Here is a 14,919-nt window from a genome sequence, read left to right as displayed (position 1 = left end):
TGAAGCACCGCAAGTCAAGGGAACGTTGGCACCGAACGATGAAGCTGAATGAACTGGCGGCAGACCTCGCCACAATCCCGGCAGACCTGGCTGAACTTGAGATTACCGGCCTGTCGGCCGACAGCCGGAATGTTCAACCGGGCCATGTCTTCGTTGCCATCGCCGGCCAGAAACAGGACGGCGCACAGTTCCTTGCCGATGCGGTTCAGCGCGGTGCCGTGGCGGCGGTCGCAGCGGCGCAGGCCGAGTTCGGCAGTCCGGGCGTGCCGGTCATCCGGGTGGCGGACCCACGGCTGTTTCTTGCCAAGGCCGCGGCGCGGTTCTATGGCGCGCAGCCCGAGACCATGGTTGCCGTGACCGGTACGGCGGGCAAGACGTCGGTCGCATCCTTCACCCGGCAAATCTGGGAGCGCGCGGGCCTTCAGGCCGCGATGATCGGAACGACCGGCGTTGAGACGCCGACACGCAAGCAATACGGCCAGTTGACGACGCCCGATCCGATGGTCCTGCATCGGATCCTGTCGGAACTCGCCGATGAAGGCATCGCCCATTGTTCCATGGAGGCGTCCAGCCACGGCCTCGACCAGCATCGGCTCGATGGCGTGCGCCTCAGCGCCGGGGCGTTTACCAATCTGGGGCGCGACCATCTCGACTACCATGCGAGCATGGAGGAATATTTCGCAGCCAAGATGCGGCTGTTCGAGGCGCTGCTGCGGCCGGGGGCTCCGGCCATCATCTTCGCGGACGACACATGGTCCGCGCGGGTAATCGAACGCGCCGGCGCGCGCGGGCTCGAGATCCTGACGGTCGGGCGCAAGGGTGACTTCCTGGCGCTCAAACGCGTTGAACACCAGCGCAGCCAGCAGATCGCCGAAATCCATCATGGCGGCGCCATCTATCAGGTGACCCTGCCGCTGGCCGGTGACTTCCAGCTTTCCAATGCGCTGGTGGCCGCCGGTTTGGCCATTGCCACGGGCGTGCCGGCGGGCACGGCCATCGAGGCGCTCGAACATCTGCACGGCGCGTCCGGACGGCTGGAACTTGTCGGCACCACGCAAAAGGGCGTGCCGGCCTATGTGGATTATGCGCACAAGCCCGAGGCGCTGGAGCAGGTGTTGCAGTCGGTTCGGCCATTCACCACCGGACGGGTGGTCGTGGTGTTCGGCTGCGGCGGCGACCGCGACCGTGGCAAGCGGCCGATCATGGGCGAGATCGCGACACGGCTTGCGGATTTGGTTGTCGTGACGGATGACAATCCGCGCAGCGAGGACCCGGCCGCCATCCGCGCCGAAATCCTCGCCGAAGCACCCGGCGCGCTGGAGATCGGCGACCGCGCGCAGGCCATATCCGATGCCGTGGCGATGGTTGCCGAGGGCGACACGCTGGTGGTTGCCGGCAAGGGGCACGAGGAAGGCCAGACGGTTGGCGACACCGTGCTGCCGTTTTCCGATCACGATGAAATCCGCAAGGCGATTGCCAGACAGGCGCCGCGGGAATGGCTGTGGACGACCGCGGACATGGTCGATGCGATGAAGGGGCGTCCCGTCGGCGATCTGCCGGAGGGGATCGACGGGATTTCCATCGACAGCCGTTCGATCGGGCCGGGAGAGGCCTTTTTCGCCATCAAGGGCGACCGGTTCGACGGTCATGATTTCGCCAGTTCGGCGGTGGCCAGCGGCGCGGCGCTGCTGGTTGTCGCTGAATCCAGGCTGCCGGCGCTTGGCCGCGTCCGGGCTCCGATGATCGTGGTGGATGATGTGCTGGAAGCCATGGCACGACTCGGTGTCGCGGCGCGCGCCAGGACAAAGGCGCGCATCATCGCCGTGACCGGATCCGTTGGCAAAACGACGACCAAGGAAATGCTGAGGCACGTGCTTTCGGCGCAGGGGTCGGTGCATGCGTCTGTCGCCTCGTTCAACAATCACTGGGGTGTGCCGCTGACACTGGCGCGCATGCCGAAGGACACGGCGTTCGGCGTGTTCGAGATCGGCATGAACCATGCGGGCGAAATCCGCCCGCTGGTCAAGATGGTGCGCCCGCACATCGCTATCGTCACCGCGATCGCCGCGGCTCATCTCGGGAATTTCAAGAACATTTCGGAAATCGCCGCCGCCAAGGCGGAGATATTCGAAGGGGTCGAACTGGGCGGTCATGCGCTGATCAATCGCGACAGCGAAAAGTTCGCGCAACTCAAAAAGGCCGCCGCTGCCTGCGACATTGCCAATGTCCACGCATTCGGCGCGCACCGGCAGACCGATATCAAACTCGTTAGCTGGGAGCCGCTGGAGAACGGGTCGTCGGCCGAGTTCAAGATATTGGGCGAGACCGTGGCGGTTTCCGTCGGTGTGCCCGGCCATCACGTCGTGCAAAACGCGCTGGCGGTAGCCGGCGCCGCAAAGCTCGCGGGCGCGGACCTTCGGACAGTGGTCAAATCCTTTGCCGATCTGTCGCCGGCCAAGGGGCGCGGTGCGCGCCATGTGCTCGATGCCGGCCGTGGAACGCTCACCGTGATCGACGACAGCTACAACGCCAATCCCGCGTCCATGCGCGCGGGCATAGCCTTGCTGCGCGACACCCCGTTGGCAGAAGGCGGGCGGCGCATTGCGGTGCTCGGCGATATGCTGGAACTTGGAAATTCCTCCAAGAAGCTGCATGCGGAATTGCGCACACCGATCGTGGAAGCAGGCATCGATCTGCTGCTGCTCGGAGGTCCGGAGATGAAGGCCCTTGCCGATACCGTCGGCGACGCCATTGCCTGCCGGCACTATGAAACCGTCGAGGCGCTGGAGCCGGCTCTGCTGGAAACGGTCAGGTCCGGGGACGTTGTGCTGATCAAATCATCCAACGGAATCGGATTTTCCAGGCTCGTTTCGGCCTTGGTTGACAAGTTTCCGGCGGTATCCGACAGCGGAGCGGGACAAAAATCGCGTGAGGGGGTAACCGCCTAATGCTCATCTGGCTCGTCGAACTATCCGATCAATTTCAGATCTTCAATCTTTTCAGATACATAACGTTTCGAACGGGCGCCGCCACACTGACCTCCGCTTTCATCGTCTTTCTTTTCGGACCGCGAATCATCGCCTCGCTTTCCGTCCGCCAGGGGCGCGGACAACCGATTCGGGCCGACGGACCGCAGACCCACTTCAAGAAGGCCGGCACGCCCACCATGGGCGGATTGATGATCCTGACGGGCATCATCGTCAGTTCTGTCCTTTGGGCGGATTTGTCCAATATCTATATTGTCACGACCCTGCTCGTCGCGCTGGGTTTCGGCGCGATCGGCTTCTATGACGACTATCTGAAAGTCACCCAGCAATCGCATCGCGGCATGTCAGGCAAGATGCGCCTTCTGGTGGAGTTCATCATTGCCGGGCTGGCGGTCTACGCCATCATGATCGCCTCCATGGCTGCCGCCGGCGGCAATGGCGCGAGTTTCGGCTCGTCGCTTGCCTTCCCCTTCTTCAAGGATTTCGTCGTCGATCTCGGCTGGTTCTATATCGTCTTCGGTGCCTTCGTCGTCGTTGGCGCGGGCAATGCGGTCAACCTGACGGACGGTCTCGACGGTCTTGCCATCGTGCCGATCATGATCGCGGCAGCCTCCTTCGGCGTCATTGCCTATCTGGCCGGCAACGCGCTGTTCGCAAACTATCTGCAGATCAATTTCGTGCCGGGCACCGGAGAGCTCTCCGTCGTTCTGGGCGCGGTGATCGGTGCCGGGCTCGGTTTCCTCTGGTTCAACGCGCCGCCGGCCGCCATCTTCATGGGCGACACCGGATCGCTGGCGCTAGGCGGGCTCGTCGGCACTGTCGCCGTCGCCACCAAGCATGAGCTTGTCATGATCATTATCGGCGGCCTGTTCGTCGCCGAAGCATTGTCGGTCATCATCCAGGTGGCGTCGTTCAAGCTCACCGGCAAGCGGGTTTTCCTCATGGCACCGATCCACCACCATTTCGAGCGGCTGGGCTGGACCGAAAGCCAGGTGGTGATCCGGTTCTGGATCATCGCCGTCGGTCTCGCGATGCTCGGTCTCGCGACACTCAAACTGCGGTGAAGCAATGATCGCGGCGACAGCTTTTGCGGGGAAAGACGTCGCCCTCTTCGGGCTGGGCGGGTCCGGCATCGCCACGGCGCTGGCCCTCATCGCCGGTGAATGCTCCGTCATTGCCTGGGACGACAATCCCGACCGTGTCGCCGAAGCGTCAGAAGCCGGGATTCCCGTCGGCGACCTGCGGACCATCGACTGGTCCGGCAAGGCGGCACTGGTGCTGGCGCCCGGCGTTCCGCTGACGCATCCGAAGCCGCATTGGAGCGTCGATCTGGCGCGCGGCGCCGGCGTGGAGATCATCGGCGATATCGAGCTGTTTGTCCGCGAGCGGCGCAAGCAGGCACCGGATTGCCCGTTCATCGCCATCACCGGCACCAACGGCAAGTCGACCACGACGGCGCTGGTCGCCCACATATTGGAGGAAGCCGGCCGCGACACGCAGATGGGCGGCAATATCGGCACCGCGATCATGACTCTGGAGCCGCCAAGGGCGGGCCGGTTCTTCGTTGTCGAATGCTCGTCCTATCAGGTCGATCTTTCGCCTTCGATCAATCCGTCGGCCGGCTTGCTCCTGAATCTTTCGCCGGATCATCTCGACCGGCACGGAACGATGCAGCACTATGCCGAGGTCAAGGAGCGTCTGGTCGCCGGAAGTGACGTGGCGATTGTCGGAACCGACGATCAGTGGTGTACCCTGATTGCGGACCGCCTGGAGCGGGCGTCCACCCGTGTGATCCGCATTTCCAAGCGAAACGTGCTGGCTGACGGCTATTATGCCGAAGGATCGAAGATCATGCGCGCATCCGGCGGGACCGCGCACATCGTTGCCGATCTGGCCGGGATCGCAACGCTGCGCGGCGCGCACAATGCGCAGAACGCGGCGGCCGCGATCGCTGCCTGCATTGCCGTCGGCCTGTCGGAAGAGGAAATCCTGTCCGGGCTGGCGAGTTTTGCCGGCCTTGCGCACCGGATGCAGCCGGTCGCGCGCCATGGCCGGGTGCTGTTCGTCAATGATTCCAAGGCGACGAACGCCGACGCAGCAGCACCGGCCCTGTCGAGCTTCAAGCGCATCTACTGGATTGCCGGGGGGCTGCCCAAGGATGGCGGTATCCGCTCGCTTTCGAGCTGGTATTCGCACATCGCGAAAGCCTATCTGATCGGCGAGGCGGCGCCACAATTCGCTGCCACACTGGGCGACGATGTCGCCTATGAGATTACAGAGACGCTGGACCGCGCCGTCGCCCGGGCGGCGGCCGATGCCGCGGAGGACAGCGACGAGGAACCCGTCGTGCTGCTGTCGCCGGCCTGCGCCAGCTTCGATCAGTACAAGAATTTCGAAATCCGCGGTAACGCCTTTGTCGACAGCGTCGCGCAACTGCCGGATGTCACCATGCTCGTGGACCCGAAGGAGGCCTGAAGATGGTAAGCCGCGCTGAACGGGGACCGATATCGGACTGGTTCTGGACAATCGACCGGTATCTGCTGGCGATATTCGTCATCCTGATCGGCACCGGTTTCATGCTGTCATTTGCCGCCAGCCCCGGTGTCGCCGAGCGTCTGGACATCGACAATCTGCACTTCATCAAGCGGCACGCGCTGTTCATCTTTCCGGCCCTGGCGGTGATGATCGGCCTGTCCTTCTTGTCGCCGAGGCAGGTCAGGCGCGGCGCGCTGCTGTTGCTGGCGCTGTCCATCGCCATGATGGTGTTTACCCAGTTCTACGGCTTCGAGGCCAAGGGATCGCGCCGCTGGTTCTCCATTGCCGGTTTCTCGGTGCAGCCGTCCGAATTCCTCAAGCCGGCCTTCATCGTCATTTGCGCCTGGCTGTTTTCGGAGCATTCGCGCCAGCCCGACATTCCAGGCAACCTCTTTGCCATCATCCTGTTCGGCATCGTCGTAGCGCTGCTTGTGGCGCAGCCCGATCTCGGCCAGACCATCCTTGTGGCGATTGCCTGGGGCACGCTTTTCTTCATGGCCGGCATGCCCTGGTTCTGGATCATCCTGCTGGCCGGCGCGGCGGTCGGGCTTTTCGTTTCGGCTTATTTCGTTTTCCCGCACGTTGCGGGGCGCATCGACCGGTTCCTGACCGGCGAGGGCGACACGCACCAGGTCGACACGGCACGCGAGGCGATCGTGCGCGGTGACTGGTTCGGGCAGGGGCCGGGCGAAGGAACGATCAAGCGTATCCTGCCGGACAGCCATACCGATTTCATCTTCTCGGTCGCGGCGGAGGAATTCGGAATCATTTTCTGCCTGATGCTTGTGCTGGTCTTTGCCTTCATCGTGTTGCGCGGGCTCAGCCATGCGAGCCGTGAGAGCGATGAGTTCACCCGCCTCGCCATCGCCGGGCTCACGCTGCTGATCGGTCTGCAGTCGATGATCCATATCGGCGTCAATCTGGAGCTGCTTCCGGCAAAGGGCATGACCCTGCCGCTGATTTCCTATGGCGGCTCATCCATGCTGGCGATATCGATAACGGCCGGTTTCCTGCTTGCGCTGACGCGGCACAATCCGGAGAAGCGGGCGACCGGACGGCAGGACGCCTATCACGATCCGACGCTCAGTCCCGGGCAGGTATAGTTTATGGCCCCACTTGTTCTTCTGTGCGCCGGCGGCACCGGCGGTCACCTGTTTCCGGCCGAGGCGCTGGCGCATGAATTGCGCAGGCGCGACTTTGCCGTCCATCTGGTGACCGACAAGCGCGCGGAGCGGTTTTCCGGATCTTTTCCCGCCGATGAAATCCATGTCGTCCGGTCCGCGACGATCACGTCGAAAAATCCCATCGCCCTTGCGCGCACCGGCTGGGCGCTATTCCAGGGACTGCGCGAATCCGGCCGGCTGATGGCGCGGCTGAGACCGTCAGCCGTCGTCGGCTTCGGCGGTTATCCGACCTTGCCGCCGCTCATGGCAGCGAGCCGGGCCGGCATGCCGACACTCATCCATGAGCAGAATGCCGTCATGGGTCGCGCGAACCGCTTCCTGGCGCCGCGAGTGCGGGCCATCGCCGGCGGCTTTCTGCCGGCGGGTGAGGGGCCGTTCGGCGACAAGGTCGTCGAGACCGGCAATCCGGTGCGGCCTGACGTTTTGAGCGCGGCGGAAACACCTTACCTTCCATCTACCGGGGAGGAGCCGTTTCACCTGCTCGTGTTCGGCGGCAGTCAGGGTGCCCGGTTCTTCTCTGAAATCATGCCCGAGGCGCTCGTCGCGGTTCCGGAGGCCCTGCGCAACAGGATGCGCATCACCCAGCAGGTCCGGCCGGAAGACCGGGAACCGGTGGAGGCCTTCTACCGGGATAACCTCATCAATGCGGATATTTCCCCGTTCTTCGATGACATGGCCGAGCGGATCGCCCGTGCGCAGCTAGTGATAAGCCGGTCGGGCGCATCGACGGTGTCGGAACTGTCGGTGATCGGCCGCCCGGCCATCCTGGTGCCGTTTCCCCATGCGCTGGATCACGACCAGGCGGCCAACGCAAAGGCGCTGCAGGAAAAGGGCGGCGCGCAGGTCATCCGGCAATCGGAACTCGACGCGGATACGCTGTCCTCCCTGCTCGTGTCCATGATGGAGCATCCCGACAGGCTCTCGGATATGGCGGGCAAGGCAAAAGCCGCAGGCCAACCGGCGGCCGCGCGCTTGCTTGGCGATCTTGTTGCCTTTATGGCGGTAGGAAAAAAGCCATCCGAGGAGCGGGGTGCAGACGAATGAAAATGCCGCAGAACATCGGCCTGGTGCATTTTGTGGGCATCGGCGGCATCGGCATGAGCGGTATTGCGGAGATGCTCAGCAATCTCGGCCACAGCGTTCAGGGATCGGACATCTCCGACAATGCCAATGTTCAACGGCTGCGTGACAAGGGCATTCCGGTTGCCATCGGGCACAGCGGCGAGAACCTTGGCGACGCGGAGGTGCTTGTCGTCTCGACCGCCATCCGCAGGGACAATCCCGAACTTGCCGCGGCACGCGAACGGGGCATTCCGATCGTGCGGCGTGCCGAAATGCTGGCCGAGCTGATGCGTTTCCGCAACGCGGTTGCCATCGGGGGAACGCACGGCAAAACCACCACCACCTCGATGGTGGCGACATTGCTCGATGCCGGCGGTCTCGATCCGACGGTGATCAATGGCGGCATCATCAATGCCTACGGCACCAACGCCCATATGGGTGGCGGCGAATGGATGGTGGTGGAAGCCGATGAATCGGATGGCACCTTCCTGAAGCTGCCCGCTGACGTTGCCGTCGTGACAAATATCGATCCCGAACATCTCGACCATTATGGCAGTTTCGACAATGTGCGGGAGGCTTTCGCCCAGTTTGTCGAAAACGTGCCTTTCTACGGCTTCGGCGTGATGTGCGTGGACCACCCGGAAGTGCAGGCGCTTGTCGGACGGATCGATGACCGCAGGGTTGTGACCTATGGCGAAAACCCGCAGGCGGATGTGCGCTACTCCAATCTGCGCATGAAAGGGCCGAGCTCGGTCTTCGACGTCTCGATCAGGAACCGCAAGAGCGGCGAGATCAAGGAAATCAGGGACCTTACGCTGCCGATGCCGGGCCAGTACAATGTGTCGAACGCCACAGCCGCGATCGCGGTCGCCCATGAACTCGGGCTCGACGAGGCGGCGATTGCGCGCGGTCTTGCCGCTTTTGGCGGCGTCAAGCGTCGGTTTACCCATGTGGGGCACTGGCGCGGCGTCGATATTTTCGACGACTATGCGCACCATCCGGTTGAGATCAGGGCGGTTCTGTCGGCCGCCCGGCAGGCATGCTCCGGGCGCGTCATCGCCGTGGCGCAGCCGCATCGCTATACGCGGCTTGAAAGCCTGTACGATGATTTCGCCGCCTGTTTCAACGAGGCCGACTCGGTTGCCATAGCGCCGGTCTTCGCTGCTGGCGAGGAGCCGATAGACGGTGTGTCGTCGCATGAGCTGGTGCAACGGATCCGGGCCGGCGGACACCGCGATGCCCGGACCTTCGAGGGACAGGACCATCTGGCGCCGATGATCGCGGCGCTTGCCGAAAAGGACGATTTTGTCGTGTGTCTCGGAGCAGGCAGCATCACCAGCTGGGCGGCCGCATTGCAGAGCGAGCTGGAAGCGACGGACGGGACGGATCCATGAGCGACAATTCGGCCGGAACTTTGCTGGACACCATGCCGAACGTTTTCGACGGGCTGCGGGGCAAGGTGACGCCGAACGCGCCAATGGCGAATGTGACGTGGTTCCGGGTCGGCGGACCCGCCGAAATCATGTTTCAACCCGCCGACCGTGACGACCTTGCGGCATTTCTGAGGAAGCTGCCTGAAGACGTGCCACTGCTTGTCGTGGGCGTCGGGTCGAACCTACTGATCAGGGACGGCGGAATACCCGGCGTGGTCGTTCGCCTTTCAGCGAAGGGCTTCGGCGAGGTGAAACAGGTCTCGGACACGCGCATCGAGGCCGGTGCCGCCTGTCTCGACAAGCGGCTCTCCGCGGCGGCGCACCAAGCCGGCCTTGGCGGCTTTCATTTCTACCATGGCATACCGGGCGGTGTTGGCGGCGCGCTGCGCATGAATGCGGGCGCCAACGGCACGGAGACCCGCGAGCGCGTCGTCGAGGTCCATGCGCTCGACCGCAGGGGCAGGAAGCATGTGCTTTCGAACGCCGACATGGGCTACGACTACCGTCACAGCGCCGCGCCGCAGGACTTGATATTCACCCATGCCGTCTTTGAGGGGTACCGGGAGGATGGCGAAACGATCCGCAAGGAGATGGACGCGGTCCAGCAGCATCGCGAAACGGTTCAGCCGATCCGCGAGAAAACTGGCGGTTCGACCTTCAAGAACCCGCCCGGCACATCGGCCTGGAAGCAGATCGACGAAGCCGGCTGCCGGGGCCTGATGATCGGCGCCGCGCAAATGTCGCCCATGCACTGCAACTTCATGATCAATACGGGCAACGCGACGGCCTACGATCTGGAATCGCTTGGCGAGACGGTGCGTGCCCGCGTACTTGAACATTCCGGCATCCGGCTGGAATGGGAAATCAAGCGCCTCGGGAATTTTCGCGAGGGCCAGATGGTCCAGGAATTCCTCGGTCGGCTGCTTTAAACCGATCAGTGAACCGTTGCGTTCGAGAGCGTGTTGATCACCAGCACGCCGGCGAGGATCAGGCCGATCCCGACGAGCGCCGGCCAATCGAGCGATTGGCGGTAAAGGACGTATCCGAGGATGGATATGGCGACGATCCCGGCGCCCGACCAGACGGCATAGGCAATGCCCATCGGAATTGTCCTGAGCGCAAGGGCCAGGAAATAGAAGGCAATCGCGAAGCCGATGACCGTGATGGTCGAAGGCCCGAGGCGGGTGAAGCCTTCCGACGCCTTGAGGGCCGATGTGCCGATGACTTCGCCGGTGATGGCGATAAACAGAAACAGCCAGTTCACGCGCGCTTCTCCGCTGTCGTTATTCCCGAAATCCACAAATGGCCTTGCGCCGTTAATGTCAATGCACCTGGTGCGCGACCCCGCTGCATGTCGGTCCTGTCCCGGAAGCGGTTCTTCTGATTGGTATGTCGAAATTCTGCAAAAATGGTCGTTTTTTATGGTCCGCACCATTTGTATCATCCGGCGCGAATAAAAGTGTCGATCGGAAGCAACTGGAGCCGGAGCATGAACGAGATTGTCAGAGCGATCACCAAGCCGAGTGTCTGCCCGCTGGACTGTCCCGACACCTGCTCGCTTTCGGTGACGGTTTCCGGCGATACGATTGAAGCGGTGCACGGCTCGTCGGTCAATCCGTTCACAGACGGCGTCATCTGCAACAAGGTGGCGCGGTCCTATCCGGAATTCGTGCATGGCGAGGGTCGGCTCACCCGGCCGCTCAGGCGTGTCGGCAAGCGGGGCGATGGCCGCTACGAGCCGATTTCCTGGGATGCGGCCATCGACATGGTCCATGACGGCTTTTCCAGGGCCATCGAACAACACGGTCCGCAATCGGTCATGCCGTTCAACTATGCCGGGCCGCACGGCGAGCTGGCCGGCGGGTCCATGGACCGCCGCTTCTTCCACAAGCTCGGCGCGACGCTGCTCAACCGCGGGCCGCTGTGCGGCGCCGTTCGCGGAACCGCCTATACGAGCCTCTATGGCCCGGCTCCGGGCATGCCGCCCGAGCAGGCGCGTGATGCCGATCTCGTCGTCGTCTGGGGCAACAATGTCACCGTTTCGAACCTGCATCTCATGCGCGTGCTGAAAGATGCCCGCAAGAACGGTACGCGCCTCGTCGTTATCGATCCGAAACGCACCAAGATCGCCGAGCGTGCCGACCTTTTCCTGCAGATCAAGCCGGGAACCGACGTGGTTCTTGCCTTCGCGGTGGCCGCTGAACTGGAGCGGCGCGGAGCACTGGACAGTGATTTCATAGGCCGCTGGACGACCGGCTTCGACCGCTACATGAAAGAGGCGCGGAAATACGCGCCGGCCGATGCGGTCGACAGCTGCGGCCTGCCGGCTGAGGCTTTTGCGGAATTTGTTGATCTTTATGCACAAGCACGGACCGTGGCCGCTTCCTTCGGCAACGGGATCGAGCGCGGGCGCAGCGGCGGCTCGGGGTTGCGGGCCGGCATGGCGCTTCAGGCGCTTACCGGCAATCACGGTCGGCGCGGCGCCGGCGTGATTGCCAAGCCTGGTCTTGCCGCGCCCAAGACCACCGACCGGCTGCAAAGACCGGACCTGATCCCGGAGGGGACGCGCACCTTCAACATCGTCGACGTTGCCCGAAAGCTGCTCGATGCGGATCTCGATCCACCGGTCATGGCGACCATGATTTACAATCACAACCCGGTCTGCACGCATCCGGATCAGAAGACGCTGATCAGGGCGCTGTCGCGCGAGGACCTGTTTATCGCGGGCTGCGACGTGGTGATGACCGACAGCCTTGCCTTCGCCGATGTCATCCTGCCGGCGGCCAGCCATTTCGAGTTCGACGATATCTACGGCGCCTATGGCCAGAATTATGTGCAGCGGGCGGCGCCCGTCATTCCCCGCGTCGGCGAGAGCCTGCCGAACACGGAGATCTTCAGGCGGCTTGCGGCGCGCTTCGGCTTTGATGATCCGATCTTCAGGGAAGATGACGCGGCGCTGATGGATGCGGCCCTGGACGCGGACGATCCGCGCATGCAGGGACACCGCCCCAGCGAAGTGCCGCTTGACCAAGCGCTTGAAATGAAGGCGGCCGGCGGCGCGGAGCCCATCATGTGCGATACGGTGATTCCGGCAACGGCATCCGGCAGGATCGAGCTCTATTCGCAAGACCTGGAAGACCGTTTCGGCTACGGCGTGCCGCGTTACGAGACCGTTGCCCGGTCATTTCCGCTGGTGCTGATCTCGCCTTCGTCCGACAAGCGGACCAACGCGACCTTCGGTGGCTGTTCGGAATCGGACGGCCCGGAAATTGTCGAAATCAATCCCGCTGACGCCGCTTCGCGCGGTCTGACGAGCGGGGCCATGGCCATCGTGTCGAACGACCGGGCAAAGGTGGCACTCAAGGTCCTTGTCACCGACAAGGTCCGCGCGGGCGTCCTGTACAGCCCGAAGGGCACCTGGCTTCGCTCCAGCGAGACCGGAAACACGGTCAACGCTCTCATATCGGCGGATATCCGAGCCGATATCGAGGAGGGCGCCTGTTACAACGAAACCTTCGTGGAGATCGCTGCGCAATGACCCTTCCGCAGGATGGCATGCTGACCGAAGAGATGAAAACGCTGATCCGCGATCATACAGCCGGTATGGTCGCGACGATCAACGAGGACGGCACGCCCTCGGTTTCGCCGAAGGCAACCTTTGTCATTATCGACGACAGTACGCTGGCCTTCGGCAATCTGCGCTCGCCCGGAACTTTGGCGAATATCCGGCGCAATGCGGCGATCGAGATTTGCTTTATCGATGTCCTTGCCCGCAAGGCGGTCCGCGTAACCGGTACGGCGTCGATTATCTCGAAATCAAAGGCAAGTTCAGCAATGATGGCGGCGTTTGAGCAGCCCTGGGGTGCGTATGTGCCAATGATGTCGGCGTTTGTCTCGATAAGCATCAGCGACGCGGAGATGATCCTGTCGCCGGCCTATGATATCGGCCACAGCGAAGAGGACCTGCGCGCCGCCAATCTGGCCCGTCTCAATGGGCTTTGACCATGGCAGTTGTTTTCGGGCATGGCGTTGTGTCAGAATTGATCTGTTGAAGATCGTTCGATAACGCGAAAATGAACAAACCAATCAAGACAGGCGCAGGATCTTCGGCCGCAGTTGCGGTGGACCGCAACAGCACGGTGCCGATTTTCCAGCAGGTTTATGAAGGGCTGCGCGCGCAGATCGTGTCGGGCGCGTTCGGAAACAGCGGACATCTGCCGCCGACCCGCGCGCTGGCGGTGGAGTTGGGCGTTTCCCGTTCAACCGTCGTCACCGCCTATGATCAGCTTGTCGCCGAAGGTTACGCGGAAGGGCGCCAGGGCTCCGGCTACGCGGTGTGCCAGATGGGCGAGGTCGAGTTCGCGGCGGTCGCGAAGCAGGAAGGCGACAAAGTCGTCAAACAGCAGAATACCGGGCCCAAGCCCTTCAGTCCCGGTGTACCTGACATGCGCCATTTCCCGCACCGGCAGTGGGCCCGCTGTGTGGCGCGCGTGGCGCGCAATGAACCGGAGGCCCTGGTTGCCCGCGATGAGGCATTCGGTGATACGCGCCTGCGCAAGGCCGTGTGCGAGCATATTCTGCAGTGGCGCGGCGTTTTTGCCGAGCCCGAGCAGGTGCTGGTGACGGCCGGCTCCGGCGACGCGCTTGAGATTTGTATCCGGGCGCTGGCGCGCCGGGGGGACCGCATCGGGCTTGAGGATCCGGGCTATCCGCAGATCAGGAACTTCGTCACAAGTCTTGGCATGCAGCCGCTTTGGCTGCCAGTCGGAGCGGATGGCGCCGAACTGCCGCCCGCCGATGACGGCATTTCTCCGGGCCTGGTGGTGCTGACGCCTTCGCAGCAATATCCGCTTGGCGGCGCGATGACCCAGGGCAGGCGGCTGGAATATCTCAATTGGGCCGAGCGCGCCGGTGGCTGGATCATCGAGGACGACTATGACAGCGAATTCCGCTATGCGGGCCGGCCGATCCCGGCGCTGTCGGGTTTCGACAAGAATTCGCGAACCATTTATGCCGGCAGCTTTTCGAAGATCTTTTCCAACAATCTGCGCATCGGATATCTGGTGATCCCGCAGGCGCTTCTGGCAGATTTTACAGACACGCTGCATCGTTATGGCGGCAAGGCCTCGATCATGCCGCAGCGCGCGCTGGCTGTGTTTTTCGAAGAGGGTGAATTCTATCGGCATCTGCGCCGGGTACGCCGCATCTATTCCGAACGCCGAAGGGTGCTGATCGAACTGCTGAAAGCTGAGCTGGGTGCTTCGATCCGTATCGAAGACCATCAGGCGGGTATGCAGTTTGTGGTCAGCTTGCCGGACTCTTGTGACGATATCGCACTGTCGCGGGCGGCGGCGGCGGGGGGACTTTCGGTTGCGGCGTTGTCATCCTTTTATGCGGGCCGGTCGGCCCGCAAGGGTCTGGTCCTGGGTTTTTGCGCCTTCACGCCGGAGGAATTGCAAGCCAGTGTCGGTATCCTGGCGCCTCTGGTTCGAAGAGCGCTGCCGTAATTTTCCGCAAAATCCGTCATGAATTGAGGCTGATTTCCGCCCAGATCTGCGCCCATTGCGCGAGGTCTTGGCAAGGTTATCGGAGAGCGGGAATGCGTGTCCGGCTTATCCACAAGATGCCAACAGGGTGTGCCGCCCATTCCGTTGATAGCCATCTGCCGTCGGATACGGTTTTCCGCGGCGCAACTTGAGGCAAGAACTCTGAAAAACA

Annotated in this window: 11 protein-coding genes; 10 read left to right on the top strand and 1 reads right to left on the bottom strand. The window is 62.8% G+C overall.

Going from position 1 to position 14,919, the window contains the following annotated elements:
- The first annotated feature begins 38 nt into the window (after positions 1-38).
- The 7 genes from OOZ53_RS14095 to murB are packed head-to-tail and all read left to right on the top strand — an operon-like array spanning position 39 to position 10,130.
- Positions 39-2,948, top strand: a complete 2,910-nt coding sequence (locus OOZ53_RS14095) for a UDP-N-acetylmuramoyl-L-alanyl-D-glutamate--2,6-diaminopimelate ligase (protein WP_271090251.1) — start codon at positions 39-41, stop codon at positions 2,946-2,948.
- A complete protein-coding gene (gene mraY, locus OOZ53_RS14090) occupies positions 2,948-4,051 on the top strand; it encodes a phospho-N-acetylmuramoyl-pentapeptide-transferase (protein ID WP_271090250.1) in 1,104 nt (367 codons plus the stop codon). The genes OOZ53_RS14095 and mraY overlap by 1 nt, the downstream gene beginning before the upstream one ends.
- Positions 4,052-4,055: 4 nt before the next feature.
- Entirely contained in the window at positions 4,056-5,462 is a 1,407-nt protein-coding gene (gene murD / locus OOZ53_RS14085; RefSeq protein WP_271090249.1) for a UDP-N-acetylmuramoyl-L-alanine--D-glutamate ligase, read from the top strand.
- Between the two features lie 2 nt (positions 5,463-5,464).
- Entirely contained in the window at positions 5,465-6,625 is a 1,161-nt protein-coding gene (ftsW, locus tag OOZ53_RS14080) for a putative lipid II flippase FtsW (protein ID WP_271090248.1), read from the top strand.
- A gap of 3 nt (positions 6,626-6,628) precedes the next feature.
- Positions 6,629-7,750, top strand: coding sequence for an undecaprenyldiphospho-muramoylpentapeptide beta-N-acetylglucosaminyltransferase (gene murG, locus OOZ53_RS14075; protein ID WP_271090247.1), 1,122 nt, complete (start codon positions 6,629-6,631; stop codon positions 7,748-7,750).
- On the top strand, positions 7,747-9,162 hold the full coding sequence (gene murC / locus OOZ53_RS14070; RefSeq protein WP_271090245.1) for a UDP-N-acetylmuramate--L-alanine ligase: 1,416 nt from the start codon (positions 7,747-7,749) through the stop codon (positions 9,160-9,162). Before murG ends, murC begins: the two co-directional genes overlap by 4 nt.
- The gene (gene murB, locus OOZ53_RS14065; RefSeq protein ID WP_271090244.1) at positions 9,159-10,130 is read left to right on the top strand and encodes a UDP-N-acetylmuramate dehydrogenase; all 972 of its coding nucleotides are present in this window, start codon (positions 9,159-9,161) and stop codon (positions 10,128-10,130) included. Before murC ends, murB begins: the two co-directional genes overlap by 4 nt.
- A 5-nt stretch (positions 10,131-10,135) precedes the next feature.
- Here murB and OOZ53_RS14060 read toward each other — a convergent pair whose 3' ends face one another.
- Positions 10,136-10,465 carry a DMT family transporter gene (locus OOZ53_RS14060; protein ID WP_271090243.1) on the bottom strand — a complete coding sequence of 110 codons (330 nt, stop codon included), beginning with the start codon at positions 10,463-10,465 and terminating at the stop codon, positions 10,136-10,138.
- A gap of 225 nt (positions 10,466-10,690) precedes the next feature.
- Between OOZ53_RS14060 and OOZ53_RS14055 the strand changes: the two genes are divergently transcribed.
- From OOZ53_RS14055 to pdxR, 3 genes are all read left to right on the top strand, one after another.
- Positions 10,691-12,739: a molybdopterin-dependent oxidoreductase gene (locus OOZ53_RS14055; RefSeq protein WP_271090242.1), complete on the top strand. Its 2,049-nt coding sequence runs from the start codon at positions 10,691-10,693 to the stop codon at positions 12,737-12,739.
- Complete coding sequence (locus OOZ53_RS14050; protein WP_271090241.1) at positions 12,736-13,203, top strand: pyridoxamine 5'-phosphate oxidase family protein; 468 nt, start codon at positions 12,736-12,738, stop codon at positions 13,201-13,203. Before OOZ53_RS14055 ends, OOZ53_RS14050 begins: the two co-directional genes overlap by 4 nt.
- Positions 13,204-13,274: 71 nt before the next feature.
- Positions 13,275-14,708, top strand: coding sequence for a MocR-like pyridoxine biosynthesis transcription factor PdxR (pdxR, locus tag OOZ53_RS14045; RefSeq protein ID WP_271090240.1), 1,434 nt, complete (start codon positions 13,275-13,277; stop codon positions 14,706-14,708).
- Positions 14,709-14,919: the final 211 nt, after the last annotated feature.

Source organism: Allohoeflea poritis (assembly GCF_027889715.1).
In the GTDB taxonomy this organism is placed as follows: domain Bacteria; phylum Pseudomonadota; class Alphaproteobacteria; order Rhizobiales; family Rhizobiaceae; genus Hoeflea_A; species Hoeflea_A poritis.
The sequence above is the reverse complement of the archived record's forward strand: the minus strand, read 5'-3'. Positions and strand labels throughout refer to the sequence as shown.

Bases quoted from the DNA above. Each gene is read 5' to 3' on its own strand.
- murD (WP_271090249.1), top strand. From the start codon at position 4,056: ATGATCGCGGCGACAGCTTTTGCGGGGAAAGACGTCGCCCTCTTCGGG.
- OOZ53_RS14055 (WP_271090242.1), top strand. From the start codon at position 10,691: ATGAACGAGATTGTCAGAGCGATCACCAAGCCGAGTGTCTGCCCGCTG.
- murB (WP_271090244.1), top strand. From the start codon at position 9,159: ATGAGCGACAATTCGGCCGGAACTTTGCTGGACACCATGCCGAACGTT.
- OOZ53_RS14095 (WP_271090251.1), top strand. From the start codon at position 39: ATGAAGCTGAATGAACTGGCGGCAGACCTCGCCACAATCCCGGCAGAC.
- OOZ53_RS14050 (WP_271090241.1), top strand. From the start codon at position 12,736: ATGACCCTTCCGCAGGATGGCATGCTGACCGAAGAGATGAAAACGCTG.
- ftsW (WP_271090248.1), top strand. From the start codon at position 5,465: ATGGTAAGCCGCGCTGAACGGGGACCGATATCGGACTGGTTCTGGACA.
- mraY (WP_271090250.1), top strand. From the start codon at position 2,948: ATGCTCATCTGGCTCGTCGAACTATCCGATCAATTTCAGATCTTCAAT.
- murC (WP_271090245.1), top strand. From the start codon at position 7,747: ATGAAAATGCCGCAGAACATCGGCCTGGTGCATTTTGTGGGCATCGGC.
- pdxR (WP_271090240.1), top strand. From the start codon at position 13,275: ATGAACAAACCAATCAAGACAGGCGCAGGATCTTCGGCCGCAGTTGCG.
- murG (WP_271090247.1), top strand. From the start codon at position 6,629: ATGGCCCCACTTGTTCTTCTGTGCGCCGGCGGCACCGGCGGTCACCTG.